13 protein-coding genes are annotated in these 17,219 nt (G+C 65.4%); 6 read left to right on the top strand and 7 right to left on the bottom strand.

Annotation, left to right across the window (positions count from 1 at the left end; translation table 11 throughout):
• The first annotated feature begins 151 nt into the window (after window positions 1-151).
• Entirely contained in the window at window positions 152-1,501 is a 1,350-nt protein-coding gene (locus RBB16_RS09975) for a lytic murein transglycosylase (RefSeq protein ID WP_306046019.1), read from the top strand.
• A 185-nt stretch (window positions 1,502-1,686) separates the two neighbouring features.
• On the opposite strand, the gene RBB16_RS09980 is transcribed toward RBB16_RS09975, so the two are convergent.
• Entirely contained in the window at window positions 1,687-2,157 is a 471-nt protein-coding gene (locus tag RBB16_RS09980) for an MOSC domain-containing protein (RefSeq protein WP_306046020.1), read from the bottom strand.
• Window positions 2,158-2,243: 86 nt separating this feature from the next.
• On the opposite strand from RBB16_RS09980, the gene RBB16_RS09985 reads away from it, so the two are divergent.
• Window positions 2,244-3,923: a DUF6504 family protein gene (locus RBB16_RS09985; protein WP_306046021.1), complete on the top strand. Its 1,680-nt coding sequence runs from the start codon at window positions 2,244-2,246 to the stop codon at window positions 3,921-3,923.
• Window positions 3,924-3,927: 4 nt separating this feature from the next.
• Here RBB16_RS09985 and RBB16_RS09990 read toward each other — a convergent pair whose 3' ends face one another.
• The 4 genes from RBB16_RS09990 to RBB16_RS10005 form a co-directional block, all read right to left on the bottom strand.
• The gene (locus tag RBB16_RS09990; protein WP_306046022.1) at window positions 3,928-4,902 is read right to left on the bottom strand and encodes an ornithine cyclodeaminase family protein; all 975 of its coding nucleotides are present in this window, start codon (window positions 4,900-4,902) and stop codon (window positions 3,928-3,930) included.
• 64 nt (window positions 4,903-4,966) lie between these two features.
• Window positions 4,967-5,818 (bottom strand): universal stress protein, encoded by an 852-nt coding sequence (locus tag RBB16_RS09995; protein WP_306046023.1) that lies wholly within the window; start codon window positions 5,816-5,818, stop codon window positions 4,967-4,969.
• Window positions 5,819-5,829: 11 nt separating this feature from the next.
• Window positions 5,830-7,320, bottom strand: a complete 1,491-nt coding sequence (locus RBB16_RS10000; protein WP_371931235.1) for a SulP family inorganic anion transporter — start codon at window positions 7,318-7,320, stop codon at window positions 5,830-5,832.
• Window positions 7,321-7,442: 122 nt separating this feature from the next.
• Complete coding sequence (locus RBB16_RS10005; protein ID WP_306046024.1) at window positions 7,443-8,618, bottom strand: MFS transporter; 1,176 nt, start codon at window positions 8,616-8,618, stop codon at window positions 7,443-7,445.
• Between the two features lie 181 nt (window positions 8,619-8,799).
• Here RBB16_RS10005 and RBB16_RS10010 point away from each other — a divergent pair, with 181 nt between their 5' ends.
• Window positions 8,800-9,816, top strand: a complete 1,017-nt coding sequence (locus RBB16_RS10010; RefSeq protein WP_306046025.1) for an extracellular solute-binding protein — start codon at window positions 8,800-8,802, stop codon at window positions 9,814-9,816.
• Window positions 9,817-9,969: 153 nt separating this feature from the next.
• Here the strand turns inward: RBB16_RS10010 and RBB16_RS10015 are convergent, their stop codons facing one another.
• Both RBB16_RS10015 and RBB16_RS10020 read right to left on the bottom strand, forming a co-directional pair.
• Window positions 9,970-11,649: an iron ABC transporter permease gene (locus RBB16_RS10015; protein ID WP_306046026.1), complete on the bottom strand. Its 1,680-nt coding sequence runs from the start codon at window positions 11,647-11,649 to the stop codon at window positions 9,970-9,972.
• Between the two features lie 44 nt (window positions 11,650-11,693).
• Window positions 11,694-12,326: a TetR/AcrR family transcriptional regulator gene (locus RBB16_RS10020; RefSeq protein WP_306046027.1), complete on the bottom strand. Its 633-nt coding sequence runs from the start codon at window positions 12,324-12,326 to the stop codon at window positions 11,694-11,696.
• A 97-nt stretch (window positions 12,327-12,423) separates the two neighbouring features.
• Between RBB16_RS10020 and RBB16_RS10025 the strand changes: the two genes are divergently transcribed.
• The 3 genes from RBB16_RS10025 to betA all read left to right on the top strand — a co-directional run bounded on the left by RBB16_RS10025 (window position 12,424) and on the right by betA (window position 17,036).
• Complete coding sequence (locus tag RBB16_RS10025) at window positions 12,424-14,469, top strand: NADH:flavin oxidoreductase (protein WP_306046028.1); 2,046 nt, start codon at window positions 12,424-12,426, stop codon at window positions 14,467-14,469.
• Window position 14,470: 1 nt separating this feature from the next.
• Window positions 14,471-15,202: an NAD(P)-binding domain-containing protein gene (locus RBB16_RS10030; protein ID WP_306046029.1), complete on the top strand. Its 732-nt coding sequence runs from the start codon at window positions 14,471-14,473 to the stop codon at window positions 15,200-15,202.
• Between the two features lie 142 nt (window positions 15,203-15,344).
• On the top strand, window positions 15,345-17,036 hold the full coding sequence (gene betA, locus RBB16_RS10035; RefSeq protein WP_306046030.1) for a choline dehydrogenase: 1,692 nt from the start codon (window positions 15,345-15,347) through the stop codon (window positions 17,034-17,036).
• Window positions 17,037-17,219: the final 183 nt, after the last annotated feature.

A 17,219-nucleotide genomic window follows, 5' to 3' on the forward strand; every position in this document is an offset into this window, starting at 1 on the left:
GCGGGCGCAAGTCCTTTTGCGCTGTTCAGCTTTTGGTAACGGTGTTGGCAGAGACTTGCCGGCGAGGCTCCGCCGAAGGGGTGGGGCCGGTGCTTCTTTCGAAACCTGGAAGCGCGTATACTGCGGGACAAGCAATCATACAGGCCCGAGCATGCTGACGCCGAAACTATTCCTGACCGCAATCCTGGTTCTGGCGGCAAGTGCTGCCGGGGCCACGCCCACGGCCACCATGCGGCCCTTGCCCCGCCCGGCGGAAGACAGTTTGCAAAGCGTGACGCCAAGCGGGCTGGCAGTGGACGTGTCCTTGCGTCCGGCCATGCGCATGGTGACATTGGCCGCCCACCCCGAAACGCCTTTGGCAGAGCCGGTCAGCTCCTCGGGCTTCCGGGCATGGTTTTCCGAGTTTTCACGCCGTGCCCGCGCGGAAGGCATCGGCCAGCAGACTCTCGACAGGGCCTTTGCCGGGGTGACGCTGAATGAAAGGGTGATCGAGCGTGACCGCAACCAGTCGGAATTCTCGCGGACCTTGTGGGATTATCTGGACAGCGCCGCGTCGGATACGCGCATTGCCAACGGGCGCACGGCCCTGCGGGAGCATCGTGACACGCTGGACGCCATCGAACGGCGCTTTGGGGTCGAGGCCGAGATCGTGGCGGCGGTCTGGGGGCTGGAAAGCGCCTATGGCAGCTTCCGCGGATCGGTCCCGATCATCGAGGCGATGGCGACGCTGGCCTATGAGGGCCGCCGGGCGGAGTTCTTCGAGACCGAGCTGATGGCGGCGCTGCGCATCCTGCAGGCGGGTGATATCGACCCGGGCCATATGCAGGGATCATGGGCGGGGGCGATGGGACACACGCAGTTCATGCCCACCAGTTTCCTGGCCCATGCGGTGGATTTCACCGGTGACGGGCGGCGCGATATCTGGGGGGATGACCCCGCTGACGCACTGGCCTCGACCGCGCGCTACCTGTCGGAAAACGGCTGGACCCACGGCCAACCCTGGGCGCTGGAAGTGGAGCTGCCGGACGATTTCGATTTCTCGCAGAGCGGTGAGCTGATCCAGCGCGATGCGGCCCATTGGAACGCCATGGGTGTGCGGCTGGCGCGCGGTGGCGGTCGGGTTCCGGAACACGGGCCCTCCTCGATCCTGCTGCCGGCGGGCCATACGGGCGTGGCGCTTGTGATCTATGAAAACTTCCATGTGATCGAGACCTACAACCCGGCGGATGCCTATGTGATCGGGGTGGGACATCTGGCCGACCGGATCGGCGGCGGACCTGCCTTTCGCGGCGGCTGGCCCCGGCAGGATCGGGCGCTGACCAATGACGAGCGGTTCGAGTTGCAACGGCGGCTGACGGCGGCGGGGTTTTCCACGGAGCGTATTGACGGGATCGTCGGGCCGCTGACAATCCAGGCAGTGCGCGAATACCAGGCCGCCGAGGGGCTGGTGCCGGATGGCTATGCCTCTGAGGCGCTGTTGAGGCGGCTGCGGCGCGGCTGAGCAGTTGCGCCCTGCAGGGCAGGTCGCGGCGGGAACGGCCCTCCTCAACCCCCGGCTTGCGCCGGAGGCCTCGTCGGTCCGTGTTGCCACGGGCCTGTGGCACGGGTGGTCTGCTGGGTGTGACGGTGGATCTGCGTTGAGGCGAAGGGATGCCTCCGGCGGAGGTATTTTTGCCAAGATGAAACTCAGACCTCGACTGTGAGAATGGCTCCGATTGCGAGCGTTCCGGGTGTCAGAATCTCTGCACACCAGCCACCATGGCCGCGCATGGCGTTGTAGCCTCCGGGGCCGAGCGCCTCCTCCATCCGCGAGCAGGGGGCGCAGGGGCCGGTGATACGCAGCCGGGCGGTGCCGGTTGTGAGGATGCGGTTGCGGGTGGCCGAGAGGTTGAGGCCGGAGATCACGAGGTTGCGCCGCAGCGTTTCGGGCGCGACCTGGGGAAGCCCTGCAAGGGTGGCGATGACCGGCAGGTGTTCGGCCTGGATCAGGGTCACGGCGCGCTTTCCGGGGCGGGCGTGGTCGCCTGCGAGGCCATGGTCGAGAATGTCGATCCGGGGGACCGACTGCATGGCCGCCTTCCGCGCGGGGCGCAGGCCGATCCAGTCGACGCGGCCGGGCCGGGGAAAGCGGGCGGTGAGGCTGGCGAGCGGTTCCATGGGGTGAGCGTGACACGGGAGGCGGACTCGACTCCAGCCCCGTCGGGCGCTACATATGGAACATAACATGAACATCATGCTGCCACATGAGCCCATCCGCCCCCAACCGCCCCGATCCGCGCCGCCGGATCCTGTCACTGTGGTTTCCACGGCTGGCCGCTGAACATGTGCAGCGGCTGGACCGGGGGCTGTGCGACAAGCCGCTGGCCGTGGTCGAGGAGGTGGGGAATGCGCGGGTCTTGTCCTCGCTGTCGCTTGAGGCATCGCGCGCGGGGCTGACGCCTGGCCTGCCGCTGGCCGAGGCGCGGGCGTTGTGCCCCGATCTGCAGACGCGGCCTGCCGACCGGTTGCGAGAGGCTGCTTTCCTGACATTGCTGCGCCGCTGGGCGGGCAAGTTTTCCCCCTGGGTTTCGGAGGAGGGGCGCGAGGGGCTGATGATCGACCTGACGGGTTGCGCGCATCTCTTCGGGGGCGAGGCGGCGTTGATCGCGCAGGTGGAGGCCGACTGCGCGGCGTTGCGCTTGACGGTGCGGGCGGGGCTGGCGGATACGGGCGGTGCGGCCTGGGCACTGGCGCGCTATGCGGGGCAGGGGGCGGGCAGTACGCGCAATGGCGATGCCATCGACCAGGAGGCGCGGGCGACCCGGTCACGCGCGGGCAAGCGGCGGCACTGGACCAAGGGTGGCGCGGCGCCTGCGCGCGACGTCACCGCCCGCACCGCGCCAATTGCCCCGCCGGGGCAGACGCGGGCCGCCATCGGGGGGCTGCCCAGTGCGGCCCTGCGGTTGGACCCCGCGACGGTGGCGGGGCTCAATCGGCTGGGGCTGCACCGGATCGGCGACCTGCTGGGGCCGCCACGCGCCACGCTGGCCCGGCGTTTCGGGCAGGGGGTGGTGCGGCGGTTGGATCAGGCCCTGGGGCTGGAGCCGGAACCGATTGCCCCCGCCCGGCCCGAGACCCATTTCGCGCTGCGCCTCAGCCTGCCGGAACCCATTGGGCTGGAGGAGGATATTCTGGCGGGGATCGACCGGCTGCTGCCACCCTTGTGCGACAAGCTGCGCGCCAAGGGGCGCGGCGCGCGGCGGGTGCGGCTGGAGTTGATGCTGGCCGAGGGGAGGACGGAAGCGGTGGAGGTGGGGCTTGCCCGTCCGGGGGCGGAGCCGGACCGCATCCGCCCGCTTCTGGCGATGAAGCTGGGGGATATCGACCCCGGTTTCGGCATCGACACGCTGCGGCTGGTGGCCCCGGTGACGGAGCCTGTTCACGCGCGGCAGCTGAAGGGCGGGCTGGCTGCCACGGAAGACGCCGCCGCGCGGCAGGGGCGCGATACGGGGCTGGAGGATCTGTTGGGCCGGATCGGCGCCCGCGTGGGGCTGGAGGCGATCACCCGCCAGCACCCGGCTGAAAGCCACATTCCGGAAAAGACCTCCAGCACACTGGCCGCCGCATGGTCGGAGCCTGCGAAAGACTGGCCGCGCGCGCCCCGTCCCCGCCCCCTGACGCTTTTCCGTCCCGAACCGGTGCAGGCAGAGGATCGGCCCGGTCTGCCCGCGCGGTTCCGCTGGCGGGGGCGGGATTTCGCGACGCTAGGCGGCCTAGGGCCAGAGCGGATCGCGCCGGAATGGTGGCTGGACGATCCCAACTGGCGCAGCGGTGTGCGCGATTACTGGCGGGTGGAAACCGAAACCGGCGAACGGCTGTGGCTGTTCTACGCCCATGGGGGGGCGGTGTCGGGCGGTTGGTTCTGCCAGGGGGATTTTGGCTGAGCCGTCAGCCCTGCCAGCCCACATCCTGCCCCGCGCCCGCTTCGACAGCGCGCAGATAGGCCAGACGGGAAATGGCGAAATCACCGATGGCGATGCCCCGGAAGACGAAGGCGCGGGGGGCGTTGTCGGGGAATTCGCCCGGCCCGGTGGTCAGCAGGGTCTTGAGGTCGCCCTTGACCAGCGAGGGATCGACCAGCTTCTTCGGGCTTGCCTCCTCCTGCACCAGATCATCGACGAAAAGCGGCCCGAAAGCCCCCATGCTGTCCTGCTGCCATGGCAGGGCGAGGTCGGTGATCGTGGCGAAGGCGCCGGGTTTGATCCAGTCGGCGTTCAGGAAGGGCTCGATTTCATAGTTGAGGGTGACGGAGGTCACGATCAGATCGGCCCCCTCGATGGCGGCGTGGGGGTCGTCGAACACCTCGGCAGACAGACCCAACCTCTTCGCCATGTCACACAGCTTGTCGATATTGGCCTGCCCGCGCCCGTAGGCCCGGATCGAAGACAGCGGGAACAGATCGTTGAAGATCGCCAGATGACTGCGCGCCTGCACGCCGCAGCCGATGAAGGCGATGCTTTGCGAGGCCGGGTTGGCCAGCCTGCGGGCGGCGACGGCGGAAAGCCCCGCGGTGCGCACGCCGGTGATCCACCCCGCCTCGGCCAGCGCCCGCATCTGCCCGGTTTCGCTGTCCTGAAGCATGATCGCGCCGTCGATGCCGGGGCGGCCCCGGTCGGGGTTGCGGGGGCTGACCATGACCGATTTCACGATGGTCAGATCGGGCGCATCCGAGGTCGAAAGCGTCGTCATCATGTAGCGCCCGCCCGATGGCACCACGGCGGATTTGGGCGCGGTCAGGATCTGGCCCGCCGCGTCCTGAAGGATGGCGGATTCAATCGCATCGACAATCTCGTTGCCCGAAATGCCGAGCCCTTCCAGCACGTCATCCGACAGCAGCAGAAACCTGTCCGAATTGCCTGTCATCGCCATTCCCCCTCTTTGCGCTTCGAGCGAACGATAGGGGCAATCGGGCGAAGACGAAAGGGCGTTACCGGAACAGCAGCACCGGCACCTTGCAGGCGCGGATCATCTCGGTCGTGGTCGAGCCGATGAACAGGTTGCGGATACGGCTGTGGCCATAGGCCCCCATGATCAGCAGGTCGAAATCATGCGCCTCGGCGCGGTCCGCGATCAGGGTTTCGGGCTGGCCCGCGACGATCTCGGATGTCACCTCGTAGCCCGCGCCTTTCAGCAGCGCCGCCGCGCCTTCGATGGCACGTTTGGCTTCCGTGGTCTCGGCCCCGACCGTCAGCAGGTGGATGGAGAGCCCCGCGAACAGCTCTGACCTTGCGATATGGTCCACCGCTTTCAGCGCCGACTGGCCCCCGTCGAAGGCCACCAGCAGCTTGCGCACCGGCTGGAAGGCACGGGAGGCGACAAGAACGGGCTTGGTCGAAGACCGCACCGCGCGCTCCAGGTTGCTGCCCAGATGCATCGACGCGAAATCGGCAGCCTCGCCGCGTTTGCCGACGATGACCAGATCGGCATCGGCCTCCGCCTCGCGCAGGGTTTCAACCAGATCGCCAAGGCGCAGGCGACCCGTGACCTCGACGCCCTCGGCGCCGATCCGATCCACCGCGTCCTCGATAATCGCCTGCCCGCGCTTGCGCGCCAGCTTGGAGCGTTGTGCATCCAGGTCGGCCAGTTCATTCAGCAGCGCGGTGCGCGCGCCAAGCCCGATATTGCCGGACAGATTGCGGGGATCAGCGCTTTCATCCCGGCGGCCGAGGATATGGATGACCTCCACCGGCCAGCCCTTGCCCTTGGCCACCCATGCCGCGTGATCGCAGACGCTTTCGGAATAGATGGAGCCATCCACCAATGCGATGATCTTGCCCATATCCGGTCTCCTCAGTGGCTCATCAGGCGGTCCATCGCGCCCGGTTTGTCATGTTCGGCCAGCCGGTCCACGATGGTGGAAGACGCCTCGTTCATGCCCCTCAGCTCGACCTCGGCCCCATCCCGGCGGAATTTGAGCACGGCCATGTCCAGCGCCGCAACCGAAGAAATGTCCCAGATATGCGCGCGGGTGACGTCGATCACGACATTGTCCAGCACCTCACCATAGTCGAAGGCGGCGGCAAACTGGTCCGCCGAGGCGAAGAACAGCTGCCCGTGAATGTGATAGGTGCGGGTCTTGCCATCCTCCGACAGCTCGGACGTGACGGCGAAAAGCTGCGCGATCTTGCCGGCGAAGAAAATGCCCGACAGCAGCACCCCGGTCAGAACCCCGATAGCGAGGTTGTGGGTGTAGATCGTCACCACCACGGTCGCCAGCATCACGATGGAGGAGGAGCGCGGATGGGTGCGCAGATCCTTGATCGAGGACCAGCTGAACGTCCCGATCGAGACCATGATCATGATCGCCACAAGCGCCGCCATCGGGATGACCGACACGATGAAATCGAAAGGCACCACCAGCAGCAGCAGCACGACACCCGCCACGAAGCACGAGAGCCGCCCGCGCCCGCCGGATTTCACGTTGATCATCGACTGGCCGATCATGGCACAGCCCGCCATGCCACCGATGAACCCGGTGCAGAAGTTGGCAACACCCTGACCGATGCATTCCTGGTTTTTGTCCGACGTGGTGTCGGTCAGGTCATCGACGATCTGCGCGGTCATCAGGCTTTCCAGCAGGCCCACGGCAGCCACGGCGGCCGAATAGGGCAGGATGATCATCAGGGTTTCCAGGTTCAGCGGAATGTCGGGCAGCAGGAAGACCGGGAAGGTATCGGGCAACTCGCCCATGTCGCCCACGGTGCGCAGGTCCATCCCGAAGGTCAGCGCCACGGCGGTCAGCGCGATGATGCAGACCAGCGGCGAGGGGATCGCGGTGGTGATGTAGGGAAAGAGATAGATGATGGCGAGCCCGGCAGCGACCATCACATAGGTCATCCACGGCACGCCCATAAGTTCCGGCAGTTGCGCCATGAAAATCAGGATCGCCAGCGCATTGACAAAGCCCGTCATGACGGACCGCGAGACAAAGCGCATGACGCTGCCCAGTTTCAGCATCCCGGCCCCAACCTGCAACACGCCCGCAAGGATCGTCGCGGCCAGCAGGTACTGCAGCCCGTGATCGCGCACCAGCGTCACCATCAGAACGGCGGTGGCGGCGGTGGCGGCCGAGATCATGCCGGGCCGCCCGCCCGCGATGGCGGTGATCACCGCGATGGAGAACGAGGCATAAAGCCCGATCTTGGGGTCAACGCCCGCGATGATCGAAAAGGCGATGGCCTCGGGGATCAGGGCCAGCGCCACGACAAGGCCGGAAAGCAGGTCGGCGCGGATGTTGCCAAGCCATTCGGCCCGCATCCGGGGAAGGAAGTCCGGGGACATGAGGGGAAGTCTCCGTCAGGGATTGTTCGCGTTTGATCGCGGCCATACCTGTCATGGCCCCGGATGGCCACCCGTTTCCCGCCGCAATGCGGCGAAAACCGGTTATGCGCTGCGGAAAAGGGCTATCCGGTGCGGTCGGTGCTGAACAGGTAGACGACGCAGCCAAGCAGGATCATCAGGCCAAAGAGGCCGAACAATTGGCTATAGGCTTCTGCCGGGGTCGCCCCGACAGACAAGCGCGCAAAGACCGGGCCGCTGGCAAACTGCATGATGCCCACGCCGCCAATGCCAAAGAGATTGAGCAGCGTCACGCCCCGGCCCACCAGATGCGGCGGCACGAAGCTGCGGCCATGGGCGATGATGACGGGGAAGGTCGCGCCGAAGAAGCCGACGGCGGCCATGACCGCGATGGACCGGATCTCGGACCCGTCAGGCCAGGCCCAAAGCGCGAGGCACGAGAGGCCGGACACCAGATTGCCGGCAAAGATTACCCATTTGCGGGTGCCGAACACGCGATCGAGCGGCCCGTAGAAGAAGTTGCCCGCGATCATGGCAAAGCCCATGACCAGCGACGCGGTGCCGATGCGCCCGATCTCGGCCTGATAGACATCCTCAAGATAGGGCGCGATCCACAGGCCCCTTATGCCTGCCGCAGGGGCATAGTTCACGAACATGATCGCCAGGATGAACCACAGGGCCGGGATCTTCAGCAGGTCGAGCAGAGATCCTTTCTGGCTGTGATCGGCCTTTGCCGGGTTATGGACAAATACCGCCAGCGCCGCCGCGATCATCAGCGTGACGGCGGCCATGCCCCACATGGTTTCGCGCCAGCCCAAGGATTCCACCGCCCAGGCCAGCGGCAGGGCCGCGCCGATATTGCCAAGCGACCCGGTGCCCAGGATGACGCCCGCGAAGGTGGCGAAGACGGCGGCGGGGTAGTCGCGCGCGAGGATGTAGTAGCTCGCCATCAGGACCGGCGAACAGCCCACCCCGATCAGCATCATCGCCAAAGCCACCCAACCCGGCCCCTGCGCCATCGCCATGATCGCCGCGCCACCCGCGCCGCCAATTGCCAGCAGGACAGAGGAGGTCAGCCGTGGCCCGATATGGTCCAGCGCCCATCCCACGGGGATCTGCATCGCGGCGAAGGTCACGAACCACAGGCCAGAGGCCATGGCGAGATCTTCTGCGCCCGCACCGATTTCGACGCCAAGAACAGGGGACAGCACCGCCAGGAAAGCGCGGTAGAACTGGCTGAGCACATAGGCCAGCACCAGGAAGATCATGCCGGGGGTCACGCTTTCCTCCCTCTCGAAAGCTGGCTCACCCTGCACCGAAGCTTAACAGGTGCACAAGCGGGAACATTTTCCGAGTAATTTGCTTGGGAATTACTTGACTCGTTTCATGGGCATGATATGTCCGCGCTTATCCGAGTGAAATACTCGGTTTATCGAACAAGGACGGACAAGGACTGACAGAATGACCCGACCGATTTCCACCCTTCTCGCCGCCAGCATCCTTGCCAGCACCGCAACCATGGCCACCGCGCAGGAACTCAATATCTATTCGTCACGTCACTATGACACCGACGAGGCGCTCTATTCCGGCTTCGAAGAGGCGACCGGCATCACCATCAACCGCATCGAAGGCGACGCGGATGAGCTGATGGCCCGGATGCAGGCCGAGGGCCGCAACTCCCCCGCCGATATCTTCATCACCGTTGATGTGTCCCGCCTGAACCGGGCCGTCGATGCCGGGTTGCTGCAGCCGGTCGACAGTGACGTATTGGAAGCGCGCATCCCTGCGAACCTGCAAGACGCCGAAAACCGCTGGTTCGGCTTCTCGCAGCGCTCGCGGATCCTCTTCTACAACACCGATCTGGTGGACACGCCCCCCGCGAACTATGCCGATCTGGCCGATCCTGCCTATGAGGGTCTGGTCTGCATCCGGTCCTCGACCAACACCTATAACCAGACCCTGCTGGCCTCGATCATCGCCCATGAGGGCGAAGAGGCCGCCCGCGCATGGGCCGAAGGCGTGGTGCGCAACTTTGCCCGCTCACCCCAAGGCGGCGACACCGACCAGATCCGCGGCGTCGCTTCGGGTGAATGCGGTGTGGCCGTGTCGAATACCTACTACTATGTGCGGTCGCTGCGCGATCAGGTCGATGGTGTGACCGAGCATCTGGATGTGATCGGATATGTCTTCCCCGATCAGGATGGCAATGGCGCGCATATGAACGTGTCCGGGGCCGGCGTGGCCGTGCATTCCCCGAACCGGGAGGCAGCCGTCGCCTTCCTCGAATATCTCGCCTCGGATGCAGCGCAGGTCTATTTCTCTTCCGGGAACAACGAATACCCGGCGGTTGAAGGCGTCGAGATGGTCGAGGAACTGGCCGGTCTGGGGGAATTCGTGGCCGATGACGTTGATCTGTCGGATGTGGCGGCCAACCTTGGCACGGCGCAGCGCATCTTCAATCAGGTCGGCTGGCCGTAAGGTCATCGCGCAGGGACAGAACCAAGGGGCGTCCAGGCTGGGCGCCCCTTTTGCGTCGCGCCAAGAAGAATTTTCCAGAAAATTCTTCCGTGTCAGAAAATTCTTCCTTCAAGAATTTTGCGGCCCTGAAAAATCTTCCGGAAGATTTTTCTGTCACTCGGCGATCTGCGGATCGGGGATGAACTCCGCTTCCGTCCGGTCTTCGCGCCCCAGACCCCAACACAGGATCATCACCGGCAACAGCCCCACAAGCCCGATCACAAGGCTTGGCACCGCCGCCTCTGCGAGCCGCTCATCCGCCGCCAGCCGATGCGCCTGAACCGCCAGCGTGTCATAGTTGAAAGGCCGCATGATCAGCGTGGCTGGCAGTTCCTTCATGACATCGACGAAGACGATCAGCAGCGCCGTCAGCAGGCTCGGCCGCAGGATCGGCAGGTGAACGCCCCGCAGCATGGTCGAGGGAGACCGCCCGAGCGTCCGCGCCACGGCGTCGATATTGGGGTTGATGGTGGACAGCCCCGCGTCATAGGCCGACAGGGCAGCGGCCATGAAGCGTACCATGTAGGCCATGACCAGCAGCCAGATCGAACCGGTGATCAAAAGGCCGGTCGAGATGTCGAAGGTCTCGCGCATCCAGGCATCCAGCGCGTTGTCGAATCCGGCAAAGGGCACGATCAGGCCAACGGCGATCACGCCGCCCGGCACCGCATAGCCAAGCCCCGCGATGCCGATCGCGGTCTTGTTGGCCCGGTTGGGATGCAGCCGTGCGTTGAAGCCCAGAAAGACCGCCGCTGTCACGGTAAAAAGCGCCGCGACCGAGGCCAATGTCAGCGAGTTTTGCAGGAAGCCGAGGTAACGGTCGCCCAGAATGATGCCGAAACTGTCATGCCCCATCCAGACCAGCAGCCCGGCCGGCAGCAGAAAGCCCAGAACCACGGGCAGCGCACAAAAGATCACCGCCAGCACCGCGCGTCCGCCGCGCAGAACGGGCGGGTCCAGCACCTCGAACCGGCGCCCCGCGCCATGATGGCGCTGGCTTGCCCGTTGCCGCCGTTCCAGTGCCGCCAGAACCAGCGCGGCCATCAGCAGGCAAAGCGCCAGTTGCGCGGCAGCCCCCCGGTCGGCGAAGGAAAACCAGCTTTGATAGATGCCGGTCGCAAAAGTCTGCACGTTGAAATAGCTGACGGTGCCGAAATCCGCGATGGTTTCCATGATCGCCAGCAGAACGCCCCCCGCGATGGCGGGCCGGGCAATCGGCAGGCTGACGCGGAAAAACGCGCTCCAAGGTCCGCGACCAAGGGTGCGGGCGGCCAGATAGGCCGTCGCGCTTTGCTGCAGAAAGGCTGCGCGGGCCAGCAGGTAGACGTAAGGATACAGGACCAGCGTAAGCATCATCGCCGCGCCGGGCAGCGACCGGATTTCCGGGAACCAGTAGTCGCGCGGGCCCCAGCCCGTCAGGTCGCGCAGGTTGGCCTGAACCCATCCGGGATGATCGAGGAAATCCGTATAGGCATAGGCCAGCACATAGGCCGGGAAGGCCAGCGGCAGGGCCAGCGCAATCTCCAGCACGCGGCGGCCGGGAAAGCGCGTCATGGTCACCAGCCACGCCGTTCCCGTCCCGATCACGGCGGTTCCGGTGGCCACGATCAGCACCATGGTCAGCGTCGCGCGGGTGTAGCGGGGCAGCACGGTCTGCGCCAGATCGGTGACCGTTTCCAGCCCGCCCGTCAGCGCCGCCAAAGTCACCGCGCCAGTCGGCAACAGGCACAACCCGGCAGCAAGCCAGGCCAGGACAGCCATCCAGTGACCGGAGTTATGGCGGCGGAGTTTCATACCGCTGCATCTAGGCCAAGGGGCAGGAAAGGTACAAGCACGCCTTAGCGTTTCGCCCCGTGGCGGGCGAAGAATTCGGCGATTTCCGCTTCGCTCGGGGCCTCGCCCGTGAAAACCTCCACATAGGGCGGCATCCGGTCCAGCCGGTCCGGCACCGATTCCCCCAACCGCATGGTGTAATAGCCCACCTGTGTGAAGATCATCGTATTGGCCCTTGTGGCGGCCATGGCCGGGCTTTGCCCGTGGCGTTCCAGCATCGCACGCATGGCGGCCAGCCGGGCACTATCAGCGGCTTTCACCCGCGCCATCAGCGCTTCGTCATTCTGGGCCCAATTGCGGATCGCCAGGTCGAAACGGGAATCGAACAGGTCCTCGTCGATCCAGCAGTCGAACAGGTTGAAGACAGCGGCACAGATCGACCTGGCGGGGGCATTGCAGCGGGCCACCAGATTGCCGGTGTTCTTCGCCTCCCATCGGTCGATGATCGCCTCCAGCAGCGCGTCCCGGTCGGAGAAATGCCAGTAGAAACTGGTCCGTGACAGGCCAAGCGCCTTGGCCAGCGGCATCACCTTCACCGCCTCGACACCACCGTCGATCAGCAGCTGATAGCCTGCATCGATCCACAGATCGGCAGAGCCGCGCCAGCCATGGGTCTTGTCGGGTTTCTGGATGGTCATGGGGCGGGTGTATCATGTTGGCCCCGGCGCTCGCAATAAACTTGACACCTGTGTCCATTCCTTCAAGCATCGCGCTGACCATCTGCGGAGCAAGTCGATGAGCAACGATCCCCTGCTGCAACCCTATCAGCTGAAACACCTGACCCTGCGCAACCGGATCATGACCACCGCGCATGAACCGGCTTACCCAGAGGACGGGATGCCCAAGGACCGCTACCGCGCCTATCACGTGGAACGGGCCAAGGGCGGTGTGGCACTGGCGCTGACGGCGGGATCGGCCGTGGTGTCGCGCGATTCCCCGCCCGCCTTCAACAACGTGCTGGCCTATCGCGATGAGGTGGTGCCGTGGATCAGGCGTCTGACCGACGGCCTGCACGAGCATGGCTGCGCGGCGATGATCCAGCTGACCCATCTGGGCCGCCGGACGGGGTGGAGCAAGGGTGACTGGCTGCCCTCCATCGGTCCGACCGACGACCGCGAACCGGCGCATCGCTTCTTCCCCAAGATGATGGAGGATTGGGACATCGCCCGCGTGATCCGCGACTATGGCGACGCGGCGGAACGGATGCAGGCGGGCGGCATGGACGGGATTGAACTCATTGCCCATGGCCATCTGCAGGATCAGTTCTGGTCGCACCTGACCAACCGGATGGAAGGCCCTTACGGGGCGGGCAGCCTGCAATCCCGAATCCAGATCACGCTGGATATACTGGCCGAAGTTCGCGCGCGGGTTGGGGCGGATTTCATCGTCGGCATCCGCCTTGGCGCGGATGAGGCGGAACCGGGCGGGATAACCCCGCAAGAGGGGCTGGAGATCGCGAAACTGCTGCGCGACTCCGGGCAGGTCGATTTCTTCAACGTGAACCGGGGCCGCATCCATACCGATCCGGCGATGACCGACATGATCCCCATTCAGGGCATGCGCTCCGCCCCGCATCTGGACCTTGCCGGGTCGATCCGGGCGGAAACCGGTATGCCCACCTTCCACGCCGCGCGCATCCCCGATGTGGCGACGGCGCGCCACGCGGTCTCGGCGGGCCTGCTCGACATGGTCGGCATGACCCGCGCCCACATGGCCGATCCGCATATCGTGCGGAAGATTATGGAGGGGCGCGAGGATGACATCCGCCCCTGCGTCGGCGCCACCTATTGCCTTGACCGCATCTATGGCGGGGGAGAGGCGCTGTGCATCCACAACCCGGCCACGGGGCGCGAACTGACCATGCCTCAGGCGATCTCGCCCGCTGACGAACGCAAACGGGTGGTCATTGCCGGGGCCGGTCCCGCAGGGCTGGAGGCCGCGCGGGTCGCCGCTGAGAGGGGCCACCGCGTGACGGTCTTCGAGGCCGCCGACCGGCCCGGCGGGCAGGTGCTGCTGACCGCGCAGAACCCCCGCAAGCGCGAGATGATCGGCATCATCGACTGGCGCATGGCCCAATGCGCCGCCCGAGACGTGGAGTTCCGGTTCAACACATGGGCCGAGGCCGGGGATATCCGCGCCGAGGCCCCCGATATCGTCATCGTCGCCACCGGCGGCCTGCCCTCTACCGCGCTGCACGAACAGCGGGGCGAAAGCGATTTGGTGGTCAGTGCATGGGATCTGATCTCGGGCGATGTGCGCCCTGCGGAAAATGTCCTGATCTATGATGAGGCAGGCGATCATCCGGCTCTGATGGCGGCCGAGGTCGCGGCGAATGCCGGGTCGACCGTGGAAATCATGACCCCCGACCGCAGCTTCGCGCCCGAGATCATGGGCATGAACCTCGTCCCCTACATGCGCGCGTTGCAGGACAAGAAAACCACCTTCACCGTCACCCGCCGCCTGTTAGGCGTGCGGCGGGATGGCAATGCCTTGGTGGCCACGATCGGCACCGACTACAGCCGCCACACCGATGAGCGGCGCTACGATCAGATCGTGGTGAACTACGGCACGCGGCCGTTGGCCGATCTCTATTTCGACCTCAAGGAAGCCTCCGTGAACCGGGGCGAGTTGGATCAGGATGCGTTCCTCAACGGTCGTCCGCAGGCGATCCGCACGAACCCCGAGGGCGGCTTCCAGCTTTTCCGCATCGGCGATGCGGTTTCCTCCCGCAACACCCACGCGGCGATCTATGATGCGCTGCGACTGATGAAGGATCTTTGACATGCGGCTTGGATTTATCGGAACCGGCACCATCGCCAGCGCGGTCGTCGAAGGGATCGCAAAGGATGGCCACCAGATCACCGTCTCGGAACGCAGCCGCGCAAGGTCCGCCGATCTGGCCTCGCGCTTTGGCGTTTCGGTCGCGGACAATCAGGGCGTGGTCGATGCCAGCGACGTTTTGTTCCTTGGCCTGTTGCCGGATCAGGCCGCCACGGTGCTGCCGACGCTGCGCTTTCACGCCGGTCAAAGGGTGATTTCCTTCATCGCGGGTGTTTCGCTGGAAACGCTTGCGCCACTGCTTGCCCCCGCCACGCCGGTTGCCCTGATGCTGCCCTTCCCCGGCATCGCCAAGGGGGGCTCTCCCATCATTGCCTTGGGACAGCCCGATCTGATCGACACGCTCTTCACGCCCGCAAACAGTGTCTATTTCGTTGAAAACGACGCGGAAATGATGGCCTACCTGGCGGCGCAGGCGGTGCTGTCGCCAGCCGTCAAACTGGTCGCCGATGCCGCAGAGTGGATCGCACCAAAGGTCAGCGACCCCGCACAGGCCGAGGATTTCCTGCGCGTGCTGGTCGGGTCCAACCTGATGTCAAACGATCTTGCGCCGCTGTTGCAGGCACTGAGCTCCCCCGGCGGCTATAATGCCCGGCTGCGCGAACATATGGATGCCGAACAGATGCCCGCAGCACTGCGGCGCGGGCTGGAGAAGTTGGCCGGATCGGGCAAGTGACGTGACGCCCAACCTCGCGAACCGTCGCATTTTCATTGAAACCGGTCGCAATTCTCCGCCGGAAGCCCCCTGCGCCGGGTCAATTTGGCCGTAACGGGTTCTGGCCGCCCGATCCGGCCAGCATTTCAAAGGGAAAGCAAAGATGCCAACGGCGCGCCAGGCCGATTTCGTCATCATCGGCTCCGGTTCGGCCGGGTCAGCCATGGCCTACCGCCTGTCCGAGGACGGCAAGCATTCGGTGCTGGTGCTGGAATACGGCGGGTCCGACAAGGGGCCGTTCATCCAGATGCCCGCCGCGCTCAGCTATCCCATGAACATGGCGATGTATGACTGGGGCTTCAAAACCCAGCCAGAGCCGCATCTGGGGGGGCGCAGCCTCGTCTGCCCGCGCGGCAAGGTCATCGGCGGGTCCTCCTCGATCAACGGCATGGTCTATGTGCGCGGCCATGCGCGCGACTACGACCACTGGAACGACAGCGGGGCGACCGGCTGGTCCTATGCCGACGTGCTGCCCTATTTCCTGCGCATGGAACACTGGCACGACGGCGGCCATGGCGGCGACCCGACCTGGCGCGGCACCAGCGGCCCCCTGCACGTGACCCGTGGCCCCCGCACCAACCCGCTCTTCCAGGCTTTCGTCGAGGCGGGGCGGCAGGCGGGATACGAGCTGACCGACGACTATAACGGCGAAAAGCAGGAAGGCTTCGGCCCGATGGAACAGACCGTCTGGCAGGGCCAGCGCTGGTCTGCGGCCAATGCCTATCTGAAACCCGCGCTGAAGCGCCCGAACTGCACCCTCATGCGCTGCTATGTGCGACGGGTGATCATCGAGGATGGCCGCGCGACAGGGGTCGAGATCGACCGCAATGGCAAGATCGAGGTCGTTAAGGCCAATCGCGAGGTCATCGTCGCGGCCTCGGCCATCAATTCGCCCAAGATCCTGATGCTGTCCGGCATCGGCCCCGCCGCCCATCTGGCCGAGCACGGGATCGAGGTGATCGCCGACCGCCCGGGCGTCGGCCAGAACCTGCAGGATCATCTGGAGCTTTACATCCAGCAGGCCTGCACCCAGCCCATCACGCTCTACAAATACTGGAACCTGATCAGCAAGGGCGTGATCGGCACCCAGTGGCTGGCGACGCATACCGGCCTTGGCGCCTCGAACCAGTTCGAAAGCGCCGCCTTCCTGCGCTCGCGCCCCGGCGTCGATTATCCCGATATCCAGTATCATTTCCTGCCCATGGCCGTACGCTATGACGGCACCGCCCCGTCAGAGGGCCACGGCTTCCAGGCTCATGTCGGCCCGATGCGCTCGAAATCGCGCGGCAGGGTCACGCTGACCTCCGCCGATCCGAACGACGCGCCCAACATCTTCTTCAACTACATGTCCCATCCCGACGACTGGACAGACTTCCGCCACTGCATCCGTCTGACCCGCGAGATCTTTGCGCAGCCCGCCTTCGATCCCTATCGCGGCAAGGAGATTCAGCCGGGCAGCCACGTGCAGACCGATGACGAGCTTGACGAGTTCATCCGCGAAGAAGCCGAAAGCGCCTACCACCCCTGCGGTACCTGCAAGATGGGCGCAGCCGATGATCCGATGTCGGTGGTCGACCCGCAGGCCCGCGTGATCGGCGTGGATGGCCTGCGCGTCGCCGACAGCTCGATCTTCCCGCGCATCACCAATGGCAACCTCAATGCGCCCTCGATCATGACCGGTGAAAAGGCGGCGGATCACATCCTCGGCAAGGGCATGTTGCCTCGTTCCAACCGCGCGCCTTGGATTCACCCTGACTGGCAGACCACCGTCAAGGCCGCAGCCCGGCAACCCTGAGCCTGTTTCATCTTGGCAAAAATACCTCCGCCGGAGGCATCCCGACCTTGCCACCCTCGGTTCCGCCAGACCCTTCGCATGACCCTCTCAACATGTCCGTGGCAACGCGGACCGACGAGGCCTCCCGCGCAAGCGGGGGGTTGAGGAGGGCCGCTCCCCGGTCGACGCCGGCAGGCGGCGAAA

Origin of the sequence: Nioella sp. MMSF_3534 (assembly GCF_030732985.1) — a bacterium.
GTDB lineage: Bacteria > Pseudomonadota > Alphaproteobacteria > Rhodobacterales > Rhodobacteraceae > Nioella.

What these genes read in the sequence shown, in the direction of transcription:
- RBB16_RS09975 (WP_306046019.1), top strand. Translation starts at nt 152, where the DNA reads ATGCTGACGCCGAAACTATTCCTGACCGCAATCCTGGTTCTGGCGGCA.
- RBB16_RS09980 (WP_306046020.1), bottom strand. Translation starts at nt 2,157, where the DNA reads ATGGAACCGCTCGCCAGCCTCACCGCCCGCTTTCCCCGGCCCGGCCGC.
- RBB16_RS09985 (WP_306046021.1), top strand. Translation starts at nt 2,244, where the DNA reads ATGAGCCCATCCGCCCCCAACCGCCCCGATCCGCGCCGCCGGATCCTG.
- RBB16_RS09990 (WP_306046022.1), bottom strand. Translation starts at nt 4,902, where the DNA reads ATGACAGGCAATTCGGACAGGTTTCTGCTGCTGTCGGATGACGTGCTG.
- RBB16_RS09995 (WP_306046023.1), bottom strand. Translation starts at nt 5,818, where the DNA reads ATGGGCAAGATCATCGCATTGGTGGATGGCTCCATCTATTCCGAAAGC.
- RBB16_RS10000 (WP_371931235.1), bottom strand. Translation starts at nt 7,320, where the DNA reads ATGTCCCCGGACTTCCTTCCCCGGATGCGGGCCGAATGGCTTGGCAAC.
- RBB16_RS10010 (WP_306046025.1), top strand. Translation starts at nt 8,800, where the DNA reads ATGACCCGACCGATTTCCACCCTTCTCGCCGCCAGCATCCTTGCCAGC.
- RBB16_RS10015 (WP_306046026.1), bottom strand. Translation starts at nt 11,649, where the DNA reads ATGAAACTCCGCCGCCATAACTCCGGTCACTGGATGGCTGTCCTGGCC.
- RBB16_RS10020 (WP_306046027.1), bottom strand. Translation starts at nt 12,326, where the DNA reads ATGACCATCCAGAAACCCGACAAGACCCATGGCTGGCGCGGCTCTGCC.
- RBB16_RS10025 (WP_306046028.1), top strand. Translation starts at nt 12,424, where the DNA reads ATGAGCAACGATCCCCTGCTGCAACCCTATCAGCTGAAACACCTGACC.
- RBB16_RS10030 (WP_306046029.1), top strand. Translation starts at nt 14,471, where the DNA reads ATGCGGCTTGGATTTATCGGAACCGGCACCATCGCCAGCGCGGTCGTC.
- betA (WP_306046030.1), top strand. Translation starts at nt 15,345, where the DNA reads ATGCCAACGGCGCGCCAGGCCGATTTCGTCATCATCGGCTCCGGTTCG.